This window comes from Pedobacter sp. CAN_A7, assembly GCF_015752175.1.
GTDB lineage: Bacteria > Bacteroidota > Bacteroidia > Sphingobacteriales > Sphingobacteriaceae > Pedobacter.
Map to the genome: position 1 here is coordinate 1,097,849 of NZ_JADOUW010000002.1, position 17,756 is coordinate 1,115,604.

The 17,756-nt window shown below is 41.9% G+C and carries 12 protein-coding genes, 5 tRNA genes and 1 riboswitch; of the genes, 12 read left to right on the forward strand and 5 right to left on the reverse strand.

All coding sequences use genetic code 11. The annotated features are described in order from the left end of the window. Positions 1-36 precede the first annotated feature (36 nt). The gene (locus IWX76_RS10840; RefSeq protein ID WP_196859901.1) at positions 37-987 is read left to right on the forward strand and encodes a ComEA family DNA-binding protein; all 951 of its coding nucleotides are present in this window, start codon (positions 37-39) and stop codon (positions 985-987) included. Next, positions 984-1,511 (forward strand): adenine phosphoribosyltransferase, encoded by a 528-nt coding sequence (locus tag IWX76_RS10845; RefSeq protein WP_196859902.1) that lies wholly within the window; start codon positions 984-986, stop codon positions 1,509-1,511. Before IWX76_RS10840 ends, IWX76_RS10845 begins: the two co-directional genes overlap by 4 nt. 1 nt (position 1,512) lies before the next feature. On the opposite strand, the gene IWX76_RS10850 is transcribed toward IWX76_RS10845, so the two are convergent. From IWX76_RS10850 to IWX76_RS10870, 5 genes are all read right to left on the reverse strand, one after another. Next, on the reverse strand, positions 1,513-3,540 hold the full coding sequence (locus IWX76_RS10850; protein WP_196859903.1) for a PAS domain S-box protein: 2,028 nt from the start codon (positions 3,538-3,540) through the stop codon (positions 1,513-1,515). Positions 3,541-3,788: 248 nt separating this feature from the next. Next, positions 3,789-5,222 carry a SusD/RagB family nutrient-binding outer membrane lipoprotein gene (locus tag IWX76_RS10855; protein WP_196859904.1) on the reverse strand — a complete coding sequence of 478 codons (1,434 nt, stop codon included), beginning with the start codon at positions 5,220-5,222 and terminating at the stop codon, positions 3,789-3,791. Between the two features lie 5 nt (positions 5,223-5,227). Continuing rightward, positions 5,228-8,350, reverse strand: coding sequence for a SusC/RagA family TonB-linked outer membrane protein (locus IWX76_RS10860; protein ID WP_196859905.1), 3,123 nt, complete (start codon positions 8,348-8,350; stop codon positions 5,228-5,230). A 62-nt stretch (positions 8,351-8,412) separates the two neighbouring features. Then, a riboswitch (SAM riboswitch) is annotated at positions 8,413-8,517 on the reverse strand. Positions 8,518-8,723: 206 nt separating this feature from the next. Continuing rightward, on the reverse strand, positions 8,724-10,346 hold the full coding sequence (locus IWX76_RS10865; protein WP_196859906.1) for an amidase: 1,623 nt from the start codon (positions 10,344-10,346) through the stop codon (positions 8,724-8,726). Positions 10,347-10,421: 75 nt separating this feature from the next. Further along, complete coding sequence (locus tag IWX76_RS10870; protein WP_196859907.1) at positions 10,422-11,963, reverse strand: SulP family inorganic anion transporter; 1,542 nt, start codon at positions 11,961-11,963, stop codon at positions 10,422-10,424. 349 nt (positions 11,964-12,312) lie between these two features. On the opposite strand from IWX76_RS10870, the gene IWX76_RS10875 reads away from it, so the two are divergent. The 10 genes from IWX76_RS10875 (at position 12,313) to IWX76_RS10920 (ending at position 17,754) form a co-directional block, all read left to right on the forward strand. Further along, positions 12,313-13,485 carry an acyl-CoA dehydrogenase family protein gene (locus IWX76_RS10875; RefSeq protein ID WP_196859908.1) on the forward strand — a complete coding sequence of 391 codons (1,173 nt, stop codon included), beginning with the start codon at positions 12,313-12,315 and terminating at the stop codon, positions 13,483-13,485. A 644-nt stretch (positions 13,486-14,129) separates the two neighbouring features. Continuing rightward, on the forward strand, positions 14,130-14,324 hold the full coding sequence (rpsU, locus tag IWX76_RS10880) for a 30S ribosomal protein S21 (RefSeq protein ID WP_196859909.1): 195 nt from the start codon (positions 14,130-14,132) through the stop codon (positions 14,322-14,324). A gap of 135 nt (positions 14,325-14,459) precedes the next feature. Further along, positions 14,460-15,344, forward strand: a complete 885-nt coding sequence (locus IWX76_RS10885) for a tyrosine-type recombinase/integrase (RefSeq protein ID WP_196859910.1) — start codon at positions 14,460-14,462, stop codon at positions 15,342-15,344. Between the two features lie 14 nt (positions 15,345-15,358). Further along, positions 15,359-15,706, forward strand: coding sequence for a ribosome hibernation-promoting factor, HPF/YfiA family (gene hpf, locus IWX76_RS10890; RefSeq protein ID WP_196859911.1), 348 nt, complete (start codon positions 15,359-15,361; stop codon positions 15,704-15,706). A gap of 174 nt (positions 15,707-15,880) precedes the next feature. After that, positions 15,881-15,953, forward strand: a tRNA-Thr gene (locus IWX76_RS10895). Between the two features lie 37 nt (positions 15,954-15,990). After that, positions 15,991-16,076 (forward strand) — tRNA-Tyr (locus IWX76_RS10900). A 7-nt stretch (positions 16,077-16,083) separates the two neighbouring features. After that, positions 16,084-16,156: transfer RNA gene (locus tag IWX76_RS10905), tRNA-Gly, on the forward strand. Between the two features lie 50 nt (positions 16,157-16,206). Next, positions 16,207-16,278 (forward strand) — tRNA-Thr (locus tag IWX76_RS10910). 122 nt (positions 16,279-16,400) lie between these two features. Continuing rightward, positions 16,401-17,588 (forward strand): elongation factor Tu, encoded by a 1,188-nt coding sequence (tuf, locus tag IWX76_RS10915; RefSeq protein ID WP_196859912.1) that lies wholly within the window; start codon positions 16,401-16,403, stop codon positions 17,586-17,588. Positions 17,589-17,683: 95 nt separating this feature from the next. Beyond that, positions 17,684-17,754: transfer RNA gene (locus IWX76_RS10920), tRNA-Trp, on the forward strand. The last annotated feature ends 2 nt before the right edge of the window (positions 17,755-17,756 follow it).

Genomic DNA, 17,756 nt, shown 5'->3' on the forward strand with positions numbered 1-17,756 from the left:
TTTATATTCCTAATTATCGGTAGTACATTAAATGGCATGAGAAAATGGCTGCGTAACTATTTCGATTTGACCAAGGGGGAGTTTAACGGCTTGCTGGTATTGGTATTGCTTATTTTTGGGGTAAGCTGCCTTCCAACCCTATATAACTGGCTGTGGCCAGTTACTATAGACCCTGGGATGGAACAAATGGCCGAAGCACATTATAGGCAACTGATGAGGGACCAGCCACAAGCTTCAGCTTTTGGGGCAGCAAAAAGAACATTTTCTACTGCTAAATCCGTTAAACCCCCGCTTCGATTACACCGATTTGATCCGAATACTACTGACTTGCGTGGCTGGCAGGATTTAGGTTTTTCGGTAAAACAGGCACAATCTATTCTTAACTACAGACTAAAAGGAGGTCAGTTCCGAAAACCAGAAGACCTGCAGAAAATGTATGTGGTTTCGGCAGCCGCTTATCAGAAACTTCGGCCTTATATTGATATTGAGCCTCAGTCATCGGCTTTAAGCTCTTTTAAAGCCAATGACCATCAGGAGAAACCCCGCCAACAAGTATTTAATTACCCAAAAGACCTGCCTGTTAACATACGGGTTGAAATCAATCAGGCAGATACCGCAGCACTAGAGACCATCAGGGGCATAGGGCCTGCCTTTGCCAAAAGAATTATCCAGTACCGGGAACGCATTGGCGGTTTCCATAAAAAGGAACAGCTGATGGAAGTGTATGGTCTGGACCTTGTCAAATTTGAGGAAATCAAAGATCAGGTGGTGGTCGATGCTTCTCTGGTTAAACGCCTGAATGTGAATACGATCCGGGTAGAGGATTTTAAAAACAACCCTTATATCCGGTATAAACAGGCGAATGCCATCATCCAGTATAGAGAACAACACGGAAATTATAGTACTTTTGACGACTTAAAAAAGGTGATTATCCTTAGTCCGCAGGTGCTGGAACAGTTGTCGCCCTATATTTCTTTTGTACCATGATTGAAAATAAGATAAAACAAGCCGTTAGAGATATTGCTGATTTCCCAAAACCAGGTATTGTTTTTAAAGATATTACGCCAATTCTTAAAGATGCTGAGTTATGCAGTGAAATCACGGCAGCCCTTGTCAATCAACTTTCAGGTGTTCAAATTGATGTGGTCGCAGGTATCGAAAGTCGTGGGTTTTTGTTTGGAATGTTATTGGCACAAGCCTTAAAGGTGCCATTTGTGCCTATTCGTAAAGCTGGCAAACTTCCTGCAAAAACTATCCAGCAAGCTTGCAACCTCGAATATGGAAGTGCTATTTTAGAGTTACATGAAGATGCCTTGATTCCGGGTCAGAAAGTTTTGATTCACGATGATCTCCTGGCTACAGGCGGAACCGTAGTTGCAGCTGCTAAACTGGTAAGCCAGTTACAGGCAGAAGTAGTAGGCTGCTCTTTTATCATTGCCCTGGAATTTTTAGCCGGCAGAGAAAAACTGAAAGATTATACCCCGCAAACCTTTGCTTTAATATCTTATTAAGTTAAGCTTTATCTAAAGCCTCCGTTTTTTTAATGATTTCTGTAGTCACCTGATCAAGTTCAGCAGCTGAAAGCTGGATATGGGTAAACACTTCATGGTTAGCCGAACCTAGTTCTTCTGTATGGACTAATGCTAACAAACCAATCAGTCGGGCTAATGGTGCCCTAACAATATGGCTTTGTGTCCATGAGATCTCATTTAGCAAGATATTTTGGGCTTCAATAGCTTTAATGTAGTTGACCGTTTCTGTAATATTCTGTAAAGATCCTAACATGCGCAGTAAGGTTCCATCCTCATCATAGATTAAAGAACATTTTTGCAGCACCACTTTATAGGTGCCATCTGCACAGCGAAAGCGGTATTTAGTGTCTAACCTTTTCTCCTTATTTTGCTTGCATAGATCATGTTCAGCCAATACCCGCTCCTTTTCTTCCGGATGGATTTTAGTTGCCCAGTCGCTATACTGAAGCGATTCACCAGGGGTATGGCCAAAGTTTTCTCTGAATCCATCGCCCCAATAGAGTACATCAAGTTGTGCATCAAAGTCAAATATCGCGTCACTGGTTGCTTTAGAAACTAAGTTGAATCGATTAATGCTTTCCTTTAATTTAATCTCGTACTCAATTCTACGGGTAACATCACGGGAATTGGTGACCAATCCGCCAACCGCCGGATCATCTCTCATATCGGTAACCACTGCTTCCAGCCACCTGTATTCCTGATCACTTGTGCAAAAGCGAAAAGGGGATACTTTAATTCGCTTTTTGGTTGCAATAAGCTCCATCTGCTCTTTCACAGTTGGAATATCATCAGGGTGAATAAATTTAAACGGACTTTTCCCTAGATAAGATTCCGGATCTATTCCCAGAATAGAGTTGGTGCTGCTATTGATATAACTATAATGACCTTCCGCATCAATAATGGCAATTAATTCAGAGCCGCTTTGGATTAAGGCTTTAAAATACTGTTCACTGCGTTTTACGGCTTCTTCAGCTGCAATTGTTTTGGTCACATCAATTTTAGCTACTAAACGTGCTTTATGATCTCCAAATTCGATACAATTGCCCCTGGTTTCTACCATGATCAGTTCGCCATTTTTCTTTTGGTGGGTGGTAATTTTAGTGTGTATCTCACCCGGTATTACCTCGTTTTTTAGAATATATGCTAATTCGTCAAACCCGGTATTAGGCCTGATGTCATTTAAAGTCATGTTCATGAACTCCTCATGGCTATAACCATAGTGAACTATGGCGGCCTCGTTAACATCGAGGTAGCGTAAGGTGTCCATATCGTATACACACATGGGTAGTGGACTTAAGTTAAACAGGTTCTTGTAATTTTGTTTAGCCTCTTTCAGTTGTTTTTCTGCTTCCACCCGATGGCCAATATCTTTAAAGAACACTGAAATCCCGTTATTTGAAGGATAAACAGATACTTCCATCCATATGGCATAGATAGGGTAGTAGATTTCAAAATGGCGTGGTATTTTTTCCAACATGGCCATGTGATACTCCTTGTAATACGCTAAGTTTACCGCATCAGGGAAAAGTTCCCAGAGGTTTTTGCCAATGATGCCGTGCCTTGGCATCTGCATGACCTTTTCCGCTTCTTTGTTCCAATAGGTAACACACCAGTGCTGATCAACGGCAAAAAAGGCGTCAGTTATACTTTCCAGAATGTTGGCACTTTGATCGTCAAAAATTGCTGTTGTCTGTTTTTGTGGCACCAGGTGGTCTTGCTGAACGGAGGTTACAATAAAAGCAACTTGTCCTTTGTCATCAAGTATAGGGTAACAACTTTCATCGGCTGCTTTTTGATGTTGCAGGATATAGGTTAACTTATTTACAAAATCTGGATCTGCACTAGCTATCACACTTTTTCCAAGGATGTCTGGTAAGTGGGTGTTTAAAATATTTAAATAAGCTTCATTGGCATAAGCTATCGTAAAACGCGGTGCATCAGGGTAGATGATCAGGCACCCCACAGCCGATGTTTCAAAAACAGATTTTAGACTCTCTATCGATAGCATCCTTAAAATATTGTATTTGGTTAGTATTAAATTGTAATATATATCATTTTTTGTATTAAAAAGAAAAATAAGGTTACGAAACTTCAAAACCTTATATCAACTTACAACAAACTATGAATAACAACTTACGATAGCTTAACGGCTTTATAAATGTTTATACTAACGTAAAAAGGCTATCTCCATTCTATTCTAGCAAATATTTTGCCGGCATGAGTTGGAGATAGCCTTGTTCATCTTAAAATGATGTTTTACCTGACATCAAACCATAATTTAGTGGTTAAAAGGTCGGGGCCCTGGTTAGCCACAGCTGCCTGGTAATGTTCTGGATTTAAACTTTGCTCTGTACCTGGATAAATAAAGCGCAGGGGCATGTTTCCATTTAAAGCACCTGCAACCGCTGGGCGCAGTTGGGGATAATCGAGCCTTCTCCATTCGGCAAAGGCTTCTAATCCCTGTCCGAATAAAGCGATCCATTTCTGTTCACCGATAGACTTTTTGAAATTGCTGGCGTCATATTTTACTGCTGCATTGGCTTTGTAAGTGGCAATGGCGGTAGCGCCTATACCATATTGCACAAGCGAAGCACTGATGGCTTCACTATATAACTCAGCGGCATTTTCTACTGTTAAACCTCTGGCAGCCGCTTCTGCACGACCAAACAGTACTTCAGCATAACTAATGATCACTGCCGGGGCGCTTGGTGCCCTGAAATAAGCACCAGGTTCGGAAGTTCTGGTTAAGCCAAGGGCAGCGGCATCGCCGGTGGTTAATCCGTTGGGGACACCGGTATACAGGCCAGTGGTTTCTGCCGGACTCGCATATACCGGTAACCGTGGGTCATTCAAAGCACTTAACTTATCGATCATGGTTTTACTCACCCGATGGTCATCACGGGTGTCAAATATATTACTCACCGGATTTTGATTAGGCGAAGCTTTATAAGCAACCACTGCATTTTCGGCATTAGCATTAATATAGCTACCACCTTCGGCACTGATATCCGCTAAGGTTTGTTTAGCTAATTCAGGTTCCCGATCGGCAATACGTAAGGCAATGCGCAGGCGCAAAGCATTAGCAAATTTTTTCCAGTTTGGAATGGCATTATTATAAATAATATCGCCTTGTATGGCAGCTCCTGCGGGATCCAACAGGCCTTGTGCTGTTTTTAAATCGTTAAGCAGGCCCAGGTAAACATCGCGCTGAGGATCATATTTAGGCGATAGGAATTGATTGATATCACCGGCCTGGCTGTAGGGAATATCGCCATAGGCATCGGTTTCCAGACAGAAGATCCAGGAACGCAACACCAAAGCCACACCTTTATAGTTTACATTGCCTGAAGCCTCGGCCAGTTTAATCAGTTCATTCAGGTTCACAATGCCTTTAGTATAACCAGTTGTCCAAAGGTCTTGAAAACTGGTATTGGTTAAAATATAACGATCCGCATCGGTGTATTGTATGGCTGCCCAGTGTTGAACAAACAGCAGACTGGAATTCATGTTATTGGCAGTGCCCCAGTAGCTGTCTGAAGTAGTTTTTATGGCACCAGTTAGTAAAAATGCAGGCTCTGGTTTTTCCGAAGCATTCGGATTAATATTAGTTTCGTCCAATGCTTTTTTGCAGGAAGGCAAACTGAATAACAGCAGTCCTGAAAGTAAAATAGGTATATATGTCGTTTTCATGGGTATTAAAATTTGAAGTTTAAATTGAAACCAATGCTGCGTACTGTTGGTAAACCAAGATCTTCCAGACCCTGGCCATTACCAGTATTAAATGCAGTCTCCGGATCAATATTCGGAACGTCTTTATGGATGATTAATAAGTTTCTGCCCACCAGTGACACGGTGGTATTTTGTATACCTATGCCGCTGATCCATTGTTTAGGCAGGTTATAGCCTAATTTTACTTCCCTCAGTTTCACATAATTTGCACTGTATACAAATGCCTCATCGGCATTGGTCAGTGCTTTATAATATTGTTCGGCAGGTAACACTTTAGTATTTGGTGTGCCATCGGCGTTAACACCGGCAAAGATCATCCCGTCGTCGAAACTGCCATTACCAGTGGTATAGGGTAAACCACCGTTCTCTGCGCCGCGACCTGGCAGGGTAGTAGCTAACACACCAGTGTAAGTTCCTGTACTATTTGTACCAGAATATACCTGGCCACCAATGTGGGCATCAATTAACACACTTAAACTTAAGTTTTTATACCTGAAGTTGTTGGTAATGCCGCCAAGCCAATCGGGAGTGTATTTACCAAGAATCTTTTTGCTGGCGCTGATGACCGGTGTGCCATCGGCATCAACCAGAATCTGCCCATTGGCATTTCTTTCAAAGGCTGTTCCAAATAAGGTACCATAAGGTTGCCCTACGCTTGCTAAAACCTGTACTGTTCCATCAGTTCCCAGTACATAACTTTGTACATTTTGGTACAGTGATTCCACTTCACTCTTGTTTCTGGAATAATTCACATTAATGTCCCAGGTAAAATCGTCTGTTTTTACAGGTGTCAATCCTAATTGTACTTCTAAACCTTTGTTATTGATGGTGCCGCCGTTAACCAGTTTTCTGCTGAAACCTGTAGAAGGACTTACATCAAGACTTAAAATCTGGTTAATACTATTGGTGTTGTATACACCGAAATCAAGGCGCACCCGGTTATTCCATAAACCCAATTCCAGACCAACTTCCGTTGATTTAGTGGTCTCCGGTTTCAAATCAGCATTTAGGTCAGTGCCATTCAAGCTTTGTTGCGGATTGCCATCAAAAGGTGCCGTGAAATCATAGCTATTTAACAACTGGTATGGGGTAGCATCTTTACCTACTTTAGACCAGCCACCACGTAGTTTAGCAAAGTTTAACACCTCGCTTTGGATGTTAAAGGCTTCGGTCAGGATAAAACTGGCGTTCACCGATGGATAGAAATAGGAGCGGTTGGCGGCAGGTAGTGTAGAAGACCAATCGTTCCTGGCCGTTAAATTCAGGTAGGCATAATTTCTGAAACCCAACTGTGCAGAACTAAAGGCGCTGTATACTTTTTGTTTATTGTAAAAGTTAGAAGAAATCAGCGGGTCGCGAGAATTGCTTAGCGTGTATAATCCACTCACGGCAAGTTTCGGCGCTTTTTGGTTATTGTTCTCCAACGTTGTGGTACGGATGTTTCCACCTAGCAACACATCGAAGTTGAAATCTTCATTGATCTTCTTTGTATAGTCTAAACGGGCTTCCGTATTGTTTTCACTAAAGGTATAAGCATCTTCTTCGTAACTACCGAAAGGTGTACCGTTGGTGCCATAAGAAATTCTTATTTTCCTGCGGTCGGTATAATAATCATTACCTGTTCTGAAGTTTGCCGAAAGGCCATCAATAATTTTATAATTAAGTTCTACATTTCCAATGAGGCGGTTTCGCACCTGACCAACTGTATTTTCGTAAGCTACAAAGAAAGGGTTGCTGTAATAACTATTGTTCCAGTTCCTATCGTTACCATTGGCATCTTTGTAAGTCCTCAGGTCGTTTACATCCACCTGTCTCCCAAACCACGTAAATTGCAACATGGTGCTGCTTGCCCTACGGCCACCAGAGCCTGGCAGGTTATCGGCACTGCTATTCACATAGTTTGCCATAGCACCCAGGGTTAACTTAGGTGTAATTTTATAAGTTGTATTAAGGTTAAAGGAGTTTCTGGATTGCGATGAATTTGGTATTACACCCGTTTGATCCATGTTATTATAAGAGAAACGCATATCGTACTTTTCACCAGCACCTGCAATGGCGATACCGTTATTTAAAGTGCGGCCATTGTTAAAAAAGTCTTTTACATTATCAGGATGTGCAATAAATGGCACCGCTGCTCCATTAGAGTTAAACTGCGGTATTAACCGGCCATCTAATCGTGGACCCCAGCTTTCGTCAACTCCATCATTTAAACCACCCCCACGGCCATCTACATAGCTAAATTCACCATTGGCACCTTGTCCGAAACTGTTTTGATAATCAGGAAGAGTTAATAGGTTAGAAAATGTGGCGTTGGAGTTTACACTAATGCCCAGACCTTGAGCACCGCTTCCTTTTTTAGTGGTAATTAACACCACACCCGCCGCTGCTCTCGAGCCATAAAGGGCAGCCGCATTTGGTCCTTTTAACACACTCATCGACTCAATGTCTTCCGGGTTGATATCAGATATGGTATTGGCAAAATCTCTGGAACCAGCCACACCTAAATTCTGCGTGTTGTCTACGGGTACCCCATCAACAACAAATAAAGGCTGATTATTTCCGGAAATAGAGGTTTCGCCGCGAATGATGATACGGGAAGAACCCATATCGCCCTGGCTGTTGGTGATGTTTACACCTGCTATTTTTCCGGCTAAAGAATTGACCAGGTTGGCTTCTTTGGCTTCAGAAAAGTCTTTTGATTTCAGCTCCTGTACCGCATAACCCAAAGATTTTTTCTCTTTGCTGATGTTTAAGGCGGTGACCACCACTTCATTTAGTGAGTTTGATGCTTCGGCTAACTGAATGGTTAGGTTGCTGGTGCTGGCCGTAACCGGGATTTCCTTGTTGTCGAAACCCAGGTACGCTACTGTTAACACGTCACCAGAATTAGCACTGATCGTAAATTTTCCGTTGGGGTCGGTTTGTGTGCCGCTTGTTGTGCCCTTAACATAAATACTCACCCCAGGTAATGGACCGCCACCGGCTTGTTCTGTGACCACCCCTGTTATACGAACCGATTGCGCTGTAGCGGTCTGTACAACCAGTAAGGATAGAATGATCCCCACTGCATATTTGTAAAGTTTTTGCATGATTGCTGTTTTAATAAAATGGTTATAATGATTAAATAACCAGATATCAATGAATGGCTTTTCAGTTATCTTTCCACAGGTAGTGGATGGAGTTAGCACCTTTTGCCGGAGGGGCAGAGGTTGCTAAGACTTCATAGGGCCATACCCTCCGTCTTTCTAGATAAATAAAAATCAATGAACATCTAATTGCCTGCAAAGCTAGAAATAATCTATTATTTCTATAGGATTTATTTCAAATAAACGTTTTCTGAGATTAAACAGACAAAACAGGGAAAAGGAGATTGTAATTTATACTTTATTACGCTTAGCATACCAATAATAAGTTAGTGCAATTCAGAACAGTTGTAATAGGAGGGAAAGTACTGAACCCTCATTATACAACCACGGGTTTAAACTGCGGTGATGTTCTTTTGTTACTGGCTTGTTCATAGGCAAAAGCAACCAGGAGTAGGGCAGGTTCGGCATAGGCGGTGCCAATAAATGACAAACCCATTGGCAAGTCATGCCAGCTGCCCATAGGAACGGTGATGTGTGAATAACCGGCCATGGCTGCAGCGGAAGAAAAATAAAAGCCATTATCGTAATCGCCGTTAACCAAGTCTATACATACGGGAAAGCCATTACTAGGCGCAATGATGGCGTCCAGGTTATGGTCAGTTAATATCCGGTCGATTGCTTTTTTACTGTGTACATGTGATTTTTCCAAAGCCTCCAGGTATTCTTTTTCTGTTAAGTCCCCTTTTATTTGTGCTTTTTCCAATGTTTCCTGTTTAAAAAAGGGCATCATAGTGGCTTCATTTACTTTGTTATAGGCAATGACATCGGCAAGGCTTTTAATTTTAGAATTACAGCCACTCAGGTAGGCATTTAAACCAGCTTTAAATTCATAAAGCAATACGGTAAATTCAGCGTCTCCTGCATTTTTAAGGGTATCATTTAAGGATATTTCCGTGACTATAGCTCCCTGACTGCGTAAAACCCTGATGGCCTCATTCAATAATTCGTCTGTTGCTGCATGGCGTTTAAATGCTGATTTCTCTACACCAAGTCTTTTACCTTTCAATCCATCGGGCCTTAAAAAGGTGGTGTAATCTTTTTTAAACCTGCCTTCACTGTATTTGGTTACCGGATCCTGATCGTCAACGCCAGTCAGGGCCCCCAATAAAATGGCGGCATCGGTCACGCTGCGGGTCATAGGGCCTGCGGTGTCCTGGGTTTTAGAGATGGGGATGATGCCGGTTCTACTCCATAAACCTACTGTAGGTTTAATGCCTACCAGGTTGTTCACCGAGCTGGGCGATATGATAGAACCATCTGTTTCTGTACCGATGGCCAATGCACAAAGGTTGGCTGCAACGGCAGAGCCTGAACCAGAACTAGAGCCGCTAGGGTTTCTATCTAAAACATAAGGGTTTTTTGTTTGTCCGCCGCGACTACTCCAGGCACTGGTGGAGCGCGAGGAGCGGAAGTTTGCCCATTCACTTAAATTGGTTTTTCCGATGATGACTGCACCGGCCTCTCGTAATCTTTTGATAATAAAGGCGTCTTCGGTTTGGTAATTATCGCTCAAGGCAAGTGAGCCTGCTGAAGTTAACAGGCCATCGCCCGTATCAATATTGTCTTTAATCAACACTGGGATACCGTGCAGGGGTCCTCGCACTTTTCCTGCGGCACGTTCCTTGTCCATTTCTTCTGCCGTTTGTAAGGCGCTTGGGTGTAGCTCAATCACGGCATGTAATTGCGGACCGGCTTGATCGATTTTGGCTATGCGCTGAAGGTAAAGCGCTGTGATGGACTTGGAAGTGTAGGTCTTGTTTTCCATCTTTTTCTGCAATTCGAACACGCTGAGCTCGTTTAACTCAAAATTATCGGTTGTAGGTTGGTCATTGGCACCCCGGGTGCTGGAAGGTGCCAATACATGACATGAAGATACCGACAACGCACTTAAAGCTAATGCCGTTAAACCACCTGTTTTGATAAAGTTTCTTCTTTGCATAACCCTCTTAATTTTTTTACAAATAACAAAATATTATGCAATAAATTAACTAAATATTACGCACTCATAAAAGGGCTAGTTATACCGGTCTGTAGCGATATGGTAGGTAGGATCTTCGATAATATTGACGTCAATTACACTGCCGGCATTCTTGAGCAGTACGCGGCAGTCGGGACTGAGGTGTTTAAGCTGCAGATTTTTACCCGCTTTCTGGTAACGCTCCGTCAATTTATTTAAGGCATCAATGGCCGACATATCTGTTACCTTACTTTCTTTAAAATCAATCACCACTTGTTGCGGATCTTCGTTGATGTCGAACTTTTCATTAAAGGCAGCTACAGAAGCAAAAAATAAGGGACCGTAGATCTCGTAATGTTTTACGCCATGCTCGTCGATATACTTGCGGGCACGGATTCTTTTGGCGCTTTCCCATGCAAAAACAAGTGCAGAAATGATGACACCAATGAGTACTGCCAGGGCCAGGTTATGAAGGTAAATGGTGATTGCCGCCACCAGGATGCCCACAAAAATATCGTGTTTAGGCATTTTGTTTAAGATGCTGAAACTGACCCATTCGAAGGTGCCAATGGCCACCATAATCATTACGCCGGTTAATGCAGCCATGGGCACCAGGCCAATCAGGGGCGCTCCATATAAAATGATGATCAGGATGGTAACTGAGGCTACGATGCCGGATAGCCTGGCTCTGGCTCCAGCACTCAGGTTGACCAACGTTTGGGCAATCATTGGGCAGCCGCCCATGCCTGAGAAAAAGCCATTTAAAATATTGGCGCTTCCTTGTGCTAAACATTCCCGGTTACTGTTACCTTTTGTGGCCGTGATCTCATCAACCAGGTTTAAGGTTAACAATCCCTCAGTTAAACCAACACCTGCCATAATGAGGGCATATGGGAAAATTATTTGAAGCGTATCAAATGTAAATGGGATCTCAGGGATATGAAATGGAGGGAAACCACCACTAACGGCAGCAATATCGCTCACGGTTTTGGTGTTTATGCCAAAACCCAGAACCACAAAAAAGATGACCACGATGGCAACCAGCGAAGGCGGTACAGCTTTGGTAAACCTGGGTAGTATATAAATTATAGCGATAGTGAGTAACACCAGTGCAGCCATTATATATAAAGGTGTACCCACGAGCCAGGATGTTTGGCCATTAACTACAGTTTTAAATTGCTCAAGTTGCGACAGGAAAATGATGACGGCCAGGCCGTTTACAAAACCATACATCACAGGTTGTGGCACCAGCCTGATGAATTTACCTAGTTTAAACAAGCCCACTATAATTTGCATTACACCGGCCAGGGCCACCGCTGCCAGCACATATTCTAATCCGTTACTTTGCATTAAAGCAATCAAAACAATTACTGTAGCACCTGCACCACCAGATATTAAACCTGGTCGGCCGCCAAAAACTGCAGTCACTAATCCCATAATAAATGCCGCATATAGTCCCATCAATGGTGGAAATCCTGCTAATATGGCAAAGGACAATGATTCAGGCATCATGGTCATGGCCACGGTAAGCCCTGCCAAAATTTCTGTTTTAAAATTGATTTTCTGCGAAAAGTCGAAGAGTTGTATTCTGAATGACATGTCTGGTATTTGTGCTGCAATATTATCGCTTTATTTTTAATATTTCTTTTGCCGGGCGCATATCTCCACAGGTATATCGAATGCAAAGGACACCAAGCTGATTTTTTAAAGTGTGAAGTAGCCAGCTGACTTTCAAGCGCATTGATCTTCCTACCCTATTTTAGGGAGGTGGCATGGTGACCAAAAGAAATTTTATTTTTTTTCCTAAAACATAGGTGATGGTTTTAGTGCCTGAAATTCAATGGCTACGGTTATTGAACTAAATACCATTGTGTACTAGGAACAGGCGAATTTCCTTCTTCTAAAACTGTAAAAATATTTATTATCATTGTCAAAATTCTGGAACAACATGCACGAAACATTAGAAAATTCTGTAGGATATAGTTTTGCAATTTCTGAAAATCAGGCGATGATCAGAAACATGGTAAAAGATTTCGCCGAGAAGAACATCCGTCCGCATGTGATGGAATGGGATGAGGCACAATATTTTCCAGTAGAGGTATTTAAAAAATTGGGTAGCCTTGGGTTGATGGGTGTTTTAGTGCCTGAGGTTTACGGCGGTTCTGGCTTTGGCTACCAGGAATATGTGGATGTGATTGTGGAAGTGGCTAAAGTATGTGGCTCTGTGGGACTTTCCCTGGCGGCACACAATTCACTTTGTACCGGGCATATTCTTGCATTTGGTAGCGAGGAACAAAAACAAAAATGGTTACCTAAACTGGCAACGGCCGAATGGATTGGTGCCTGGGGTTTAACAGAAGCCAATACTGGATCTGATGCCTTGCGCATGATGACTACAGCGACCCTTGATGGTGATGAATATGTAATTAACGGGGCAAAAAACTGGATTACCCATGGTAAGTCTGGAGACATCGCTGTGGTGATGGTGAGAACCGGTGCTACGGGCGATTCAAAAGGCATATCAGCTATTGTAGTAGAAAGAGGGACGCCAGGTTTTACCGCCGGTAAAAAAGAGAACAAATTGGGTATGCGTGCGTCGGAAACCACGGAAATGATCTTTGACAATTGCAGGGTGCCCAAAGAAAATATGCTTGGAAATGTAGGCGAAGGCTTTAAACAAGCGATGAAAGTATTAGATGGGGGCCGTATTTCGATTGCTGCCTTAGCTTTAGGTATTGCAAAAGGTGCTTATGAAGCGGCTTTGGCTTATTCGAAGGAACGACACCAATTCGGGCAACCGATAGCAAGTTTCCAGGGTATAAGCTTTAAACTGGCTGATATGGCGACAGAGATCGAAGCTGCCGACCTGCTGATCAGACAGGCTGCTGATTTGAAGAACCGGGGAATGAAGATGACCAAGGAGTCGGCCATGGCAAAATATTACGCTTCGGAAGTATGTGTACGTGCCGCTACAGAAGCCGTACAGATTTTTGGTGGTTACGGTTATACCAAAGATTTCCCGGTAGAAAAGTTTTACCGCGATAGCAAGTTATGTACCATTGGGGAGGGAACTTCAGAAATTCAGAAAATAGTTATTGCGAGGGAAGTTTTAAATACATAACTTAGAATTTCAATAACCTATAAACGAGCATATTCTAACCAAATATAAATTGCCAAACCCGCCAACTTAACTGTTGTTGCGGGTTTTTATTTATGTCTATAATCGGACCTTACTTTATGACGGTCTATCATTTTTCATGAAGACACTAACTTAAAAATTTATTAGAATAATTATGAGCTGGTTGCAGACAAGGCAGGCTTTTGTTGTGCTTGCAGGCAACTACAGAGCTGCGACGGCTTTAGTACGGGGTTTGTACGGCATTCGTATGGGAAACCCCGTACGAATGCCGTATCAATGGTGTTGCAGTCGTGTTGCAGGGGTAGGTTTATGAAGAGATGCAGGGAAGACTGATGCAGCTAGTATCATTTATGTTTAGGGTGAGGAGTTTTACCTAAGTTGAGATCCGCAAACACGTTGCGTAAAAGCTGAGCTTAATAAGACAGGTTTCCGGTTCAGGAGCCTAAATTTAGGTAAAATTAAATTAGTTATTCAACACATGTTATCATTTTTTGAGTTGCCCAGTCTGAACATAAAACCAATTCCTTTTTAAAGGGTTATCTAATTCGCATTTAATAGATTGATATTTAAAAACTTTGTGCTACCTTTGCAGTCCTAAAAACAACGAGAGGAGGTATTTTAACGTTATGATTATAATTAATATTAAAGACGGCGAATCACTTGATAAAGCGCTTAAGCGTTTCAAGAAGAAATTCGAAAAAACAGGTGTTCTAAGAGAACTTCGTAGCCGCCAAGCATACGAGAAAAAATCTGTTACTCGTCGTACGTTAGTGAAACACGCTATCTACAAAGAGAACATGAAACTAGAAGGAGCAATTTAATTTCCGATAGTTCTATCATAAAAAGAGCGTTGTCGTATTGGCAACGCTTTTTTTTGTGTCATAATGTTTATTAAAAGTGATATCTATGTTAAGTTTTTGTATCTTGACAGCACACCGTTAACCAGCAGCAATACCATGGTTATAGAAAATTTTTTAGCCTACCTTACCAACGAGAAACGTTATTCTCCGCATACAATTAAATCTTACCAGGTAGATTTACTGCAATTCCGTGATTTTTTACATGCTACCTTCGAAATGGAGCTTCAGGATGCAAAATATCCGCAGGTAAGGGATTTTATGGTGTATTTATTGGAGCAGAATATTGGTCCAAATTCCGTAAGTCGCAAAATGTCGGCCTTGCGTAGTTTTTATAAATACAACCAAAGGTTAGGACTGGTGGCCAGCAACCCTGTATCGCTGATTAAAGTGCCTAAAGCACCAAAACTTTTGCCGGTGTTTATAGACGACCAGAAAATGGACGATCTGTTAGACTCGGCCGAGATTTTTGACAACAGTTTTCCTTCTGTACGTGATAAGCTGGTGCTGGAGGTGTTGTTTGGCTCGGGAATGCGCCTGGCTGAATTAATTGGGCTGCGGGACACCGATGTTGATTTTTTTGAAGGAACGGTTAAAGTGATGGGAAAAGGAGGGAAGGCCCGCATTATTCCATTGCCAAAAGCCTTGCTAGTGTTGCTTAAAGATTACCTGGAGTTAAAGTCATTAAAAAATTTCGACAACAAAAGTGCCATGCTCTTCGTTACTAATAAAGGCAGGGATGTATATCCGGCATTTATTTACCAAACAGTAAAGCGTTATTTGACGTACGTTTCCACACAGGACAAACGCAGTCCGCATGTTTTAAGGCATTCTTATGCAACTAGTTTATTAAACCGGGGTGCAGACCTCAATGCGATTAAAGAGTTGCTTGGGCACGCTAGTTTAGCGGCAACACAGGTTTACACGCATAATTCCATAGAAAAATTAAAATTAGTATATAAACAAGCCCATCCAAAGGCATAAAAAAGGAGGACAACATGAAAATCAGAGTTCAATCGATCCATTTCAATGCAGACAAAAAGTTATTAGAGTTTATACAACGAAAAGTAGACAAGCTGGATCAGTATTTTGACCAGATTATAAGTGGGGAAGTGTATTTGAAACTGGAGAATGTAGACGACGAGGCTAACAAGATTAGCGAGATAAAATTGAATGTTCCAGGCATGACGATGTTTGCAAAAGAACAATGTAAAACGTTTGAAGAGGCAACTGATTTATCAATTGAATCCTTGAAAAAGCAAATAACTAAGCACAAAGACAAGACACGCGCAAAATTATCTGAACATAAAGAGATTTTAAGCTCGAATGAAGTATCTGATTATTAGGTATATATTTCAGTAGATTATTAGAAAAGGATTGACGGCCTGAAAACCGTCAATTTTTTTTTCAAATAATTTTGGATAGAAGTTAAATTCGTGTAGATTTGCATTCCCAATCGGAAGAGGCGTTAACCACTAAAGAAAGGGAAAAGGTTCTGTGAAAGTTTAATCAAAAAATAAGCCTCCTTAGCTCAGCTGGTAGAGCAACTGACTTGTAATCAGTAGGTCATTGGTTCGATCCCGATAGGAGGCTCTTTTAACTCGCATAGCGATGTGTGGCAGTTAAAGATGGGGGGATACCAGAGTGGCCAAATGGGACAGACTGTAACTCTGTTGTCGCGAGACTTCGAAGGTTCGAATCCTTCTCCCCCCACCATAAAGAAGCGAAAGTAGCTCAGTTGGTAGAGCGATAGCCTTCCAAGCTATAGGTCGCGAGTTCGAACCTCGTCTTTCGCTCAGAAAAGTAAGTTGGGCAATCGGCTAATATAGATTGCAAGCTGAGATTAGCCGAAGTAGCTCAGCGGTAGAGCACTTCCTTGGTAAGGAAGAGGTCGTGGGTTCAAGTCCCATCTTTGGCTCATAAAAGTAAGAAACTTTGTCAGGTCTGTAAATAAGAGCAGCGTGAGCAAGGTTTTTTGTATTGAATAATATCAAAACAACAAATTAAAATAAAAGTTAACCTACTAATAAGTATAAAAACATGGCAAAAGAAAAGTTTGACCGCAGCAAGCCGCACTTAAACATCGGCACAATCGGTCACGTTGACCACGGTAAAACAACCTTAACAGCAGCTATCACTAAAGTGTTATCTGATGCAGGTTTATCTGAGGCGCGTTCATTTGATTCTATTGACTCAGCTCCTGAGGAAAAAGAAAGAGGTATCACGATTAACACATCACACGTTGAGTACTCAACTGCTGCTCGTCACTATGCTCACGTTGACTGTCCAGGTCACGCGGATTATGTGAAGAACATGGTTACAGGTGCTGCACAAATGGATGGTGCGATTATCGTTGTAGCTGCTACAGATGGTCCGATGCCACAAACTCGCGAGCACATTCTATTGGCTCGTCAGGTAGGTGTTCCTTCATTAGTAGTGTTCATGAACAAAGTGGATATGGTTGATGATCCTGAATTACTTGAGTTAGTAGAGATGGAAATTCGTGAACTATTATCTTTCTATGAATTCCCAGGTGATGACATTCCAGTTATTCAAGGTTCTGCTTTGGGTGGATTGAATGGTGATCCAAAATGGGTTGGAAAGATCATGGAATTAATGGATGCTGTAGATAGCTACATTCCAATTCCTCCACGTTTAACTGAACTTCCATTCTTAATGCCTGTTGAAGATGTATTCTCGATCACTGGTCGTGGTACTGTTGCAACTGGTCGTATTGAGCGTGGTGTAATCAACTCTGGAGATCCAGTTGAGATCTTGGGTATGGGTGCAGAAAATCTTAAATCAACTGTTACAGGTGTTGAGATGTTCCGTAAGATCCTTGATTATGGTGAAGCAGGTGATAACGTAGGTCTATTGTTACGTGGTATTGAGAAAACTGATATCCGTCGTGGTATGGTTATCTGTAAACCAGGTACTGTTACACCTCACACAGATTTCAAAGCTGAGATCTATGTATTATCAAAAGCTGAAGGTGGACGTCACACTCCATTCTTTAACAAATACCGTCCACAATTCTATTTCCGTACCACAGATGTTACTGGTGAGATTTCACTAGCTGAAGGAACTGAAATGGTTATGCCAGGTGATAACGTTACGATCACAGTTAAATTGATCAACGCAATCGCAATGGAAAAAGGTCTACGTTTCGCTATCCGTGAAGGTGGTAGAACAGTAGGTGCTGGTCAGGTAACTGAAATTTTAAAATAATTTTCGTACCTTTGTGCGAAATATAAAACTTAGTACTTAGATAGGGCTAAATAGTCGAACGTCTAAGTACTAAGTTCTTTTAATAAAATCAATACACGGGAATAGTTCAACGGTAGAATAGAGGTCTCCAAAACCTTTGATCAGGGTTCGAATCCTTGTTCCCGTGCA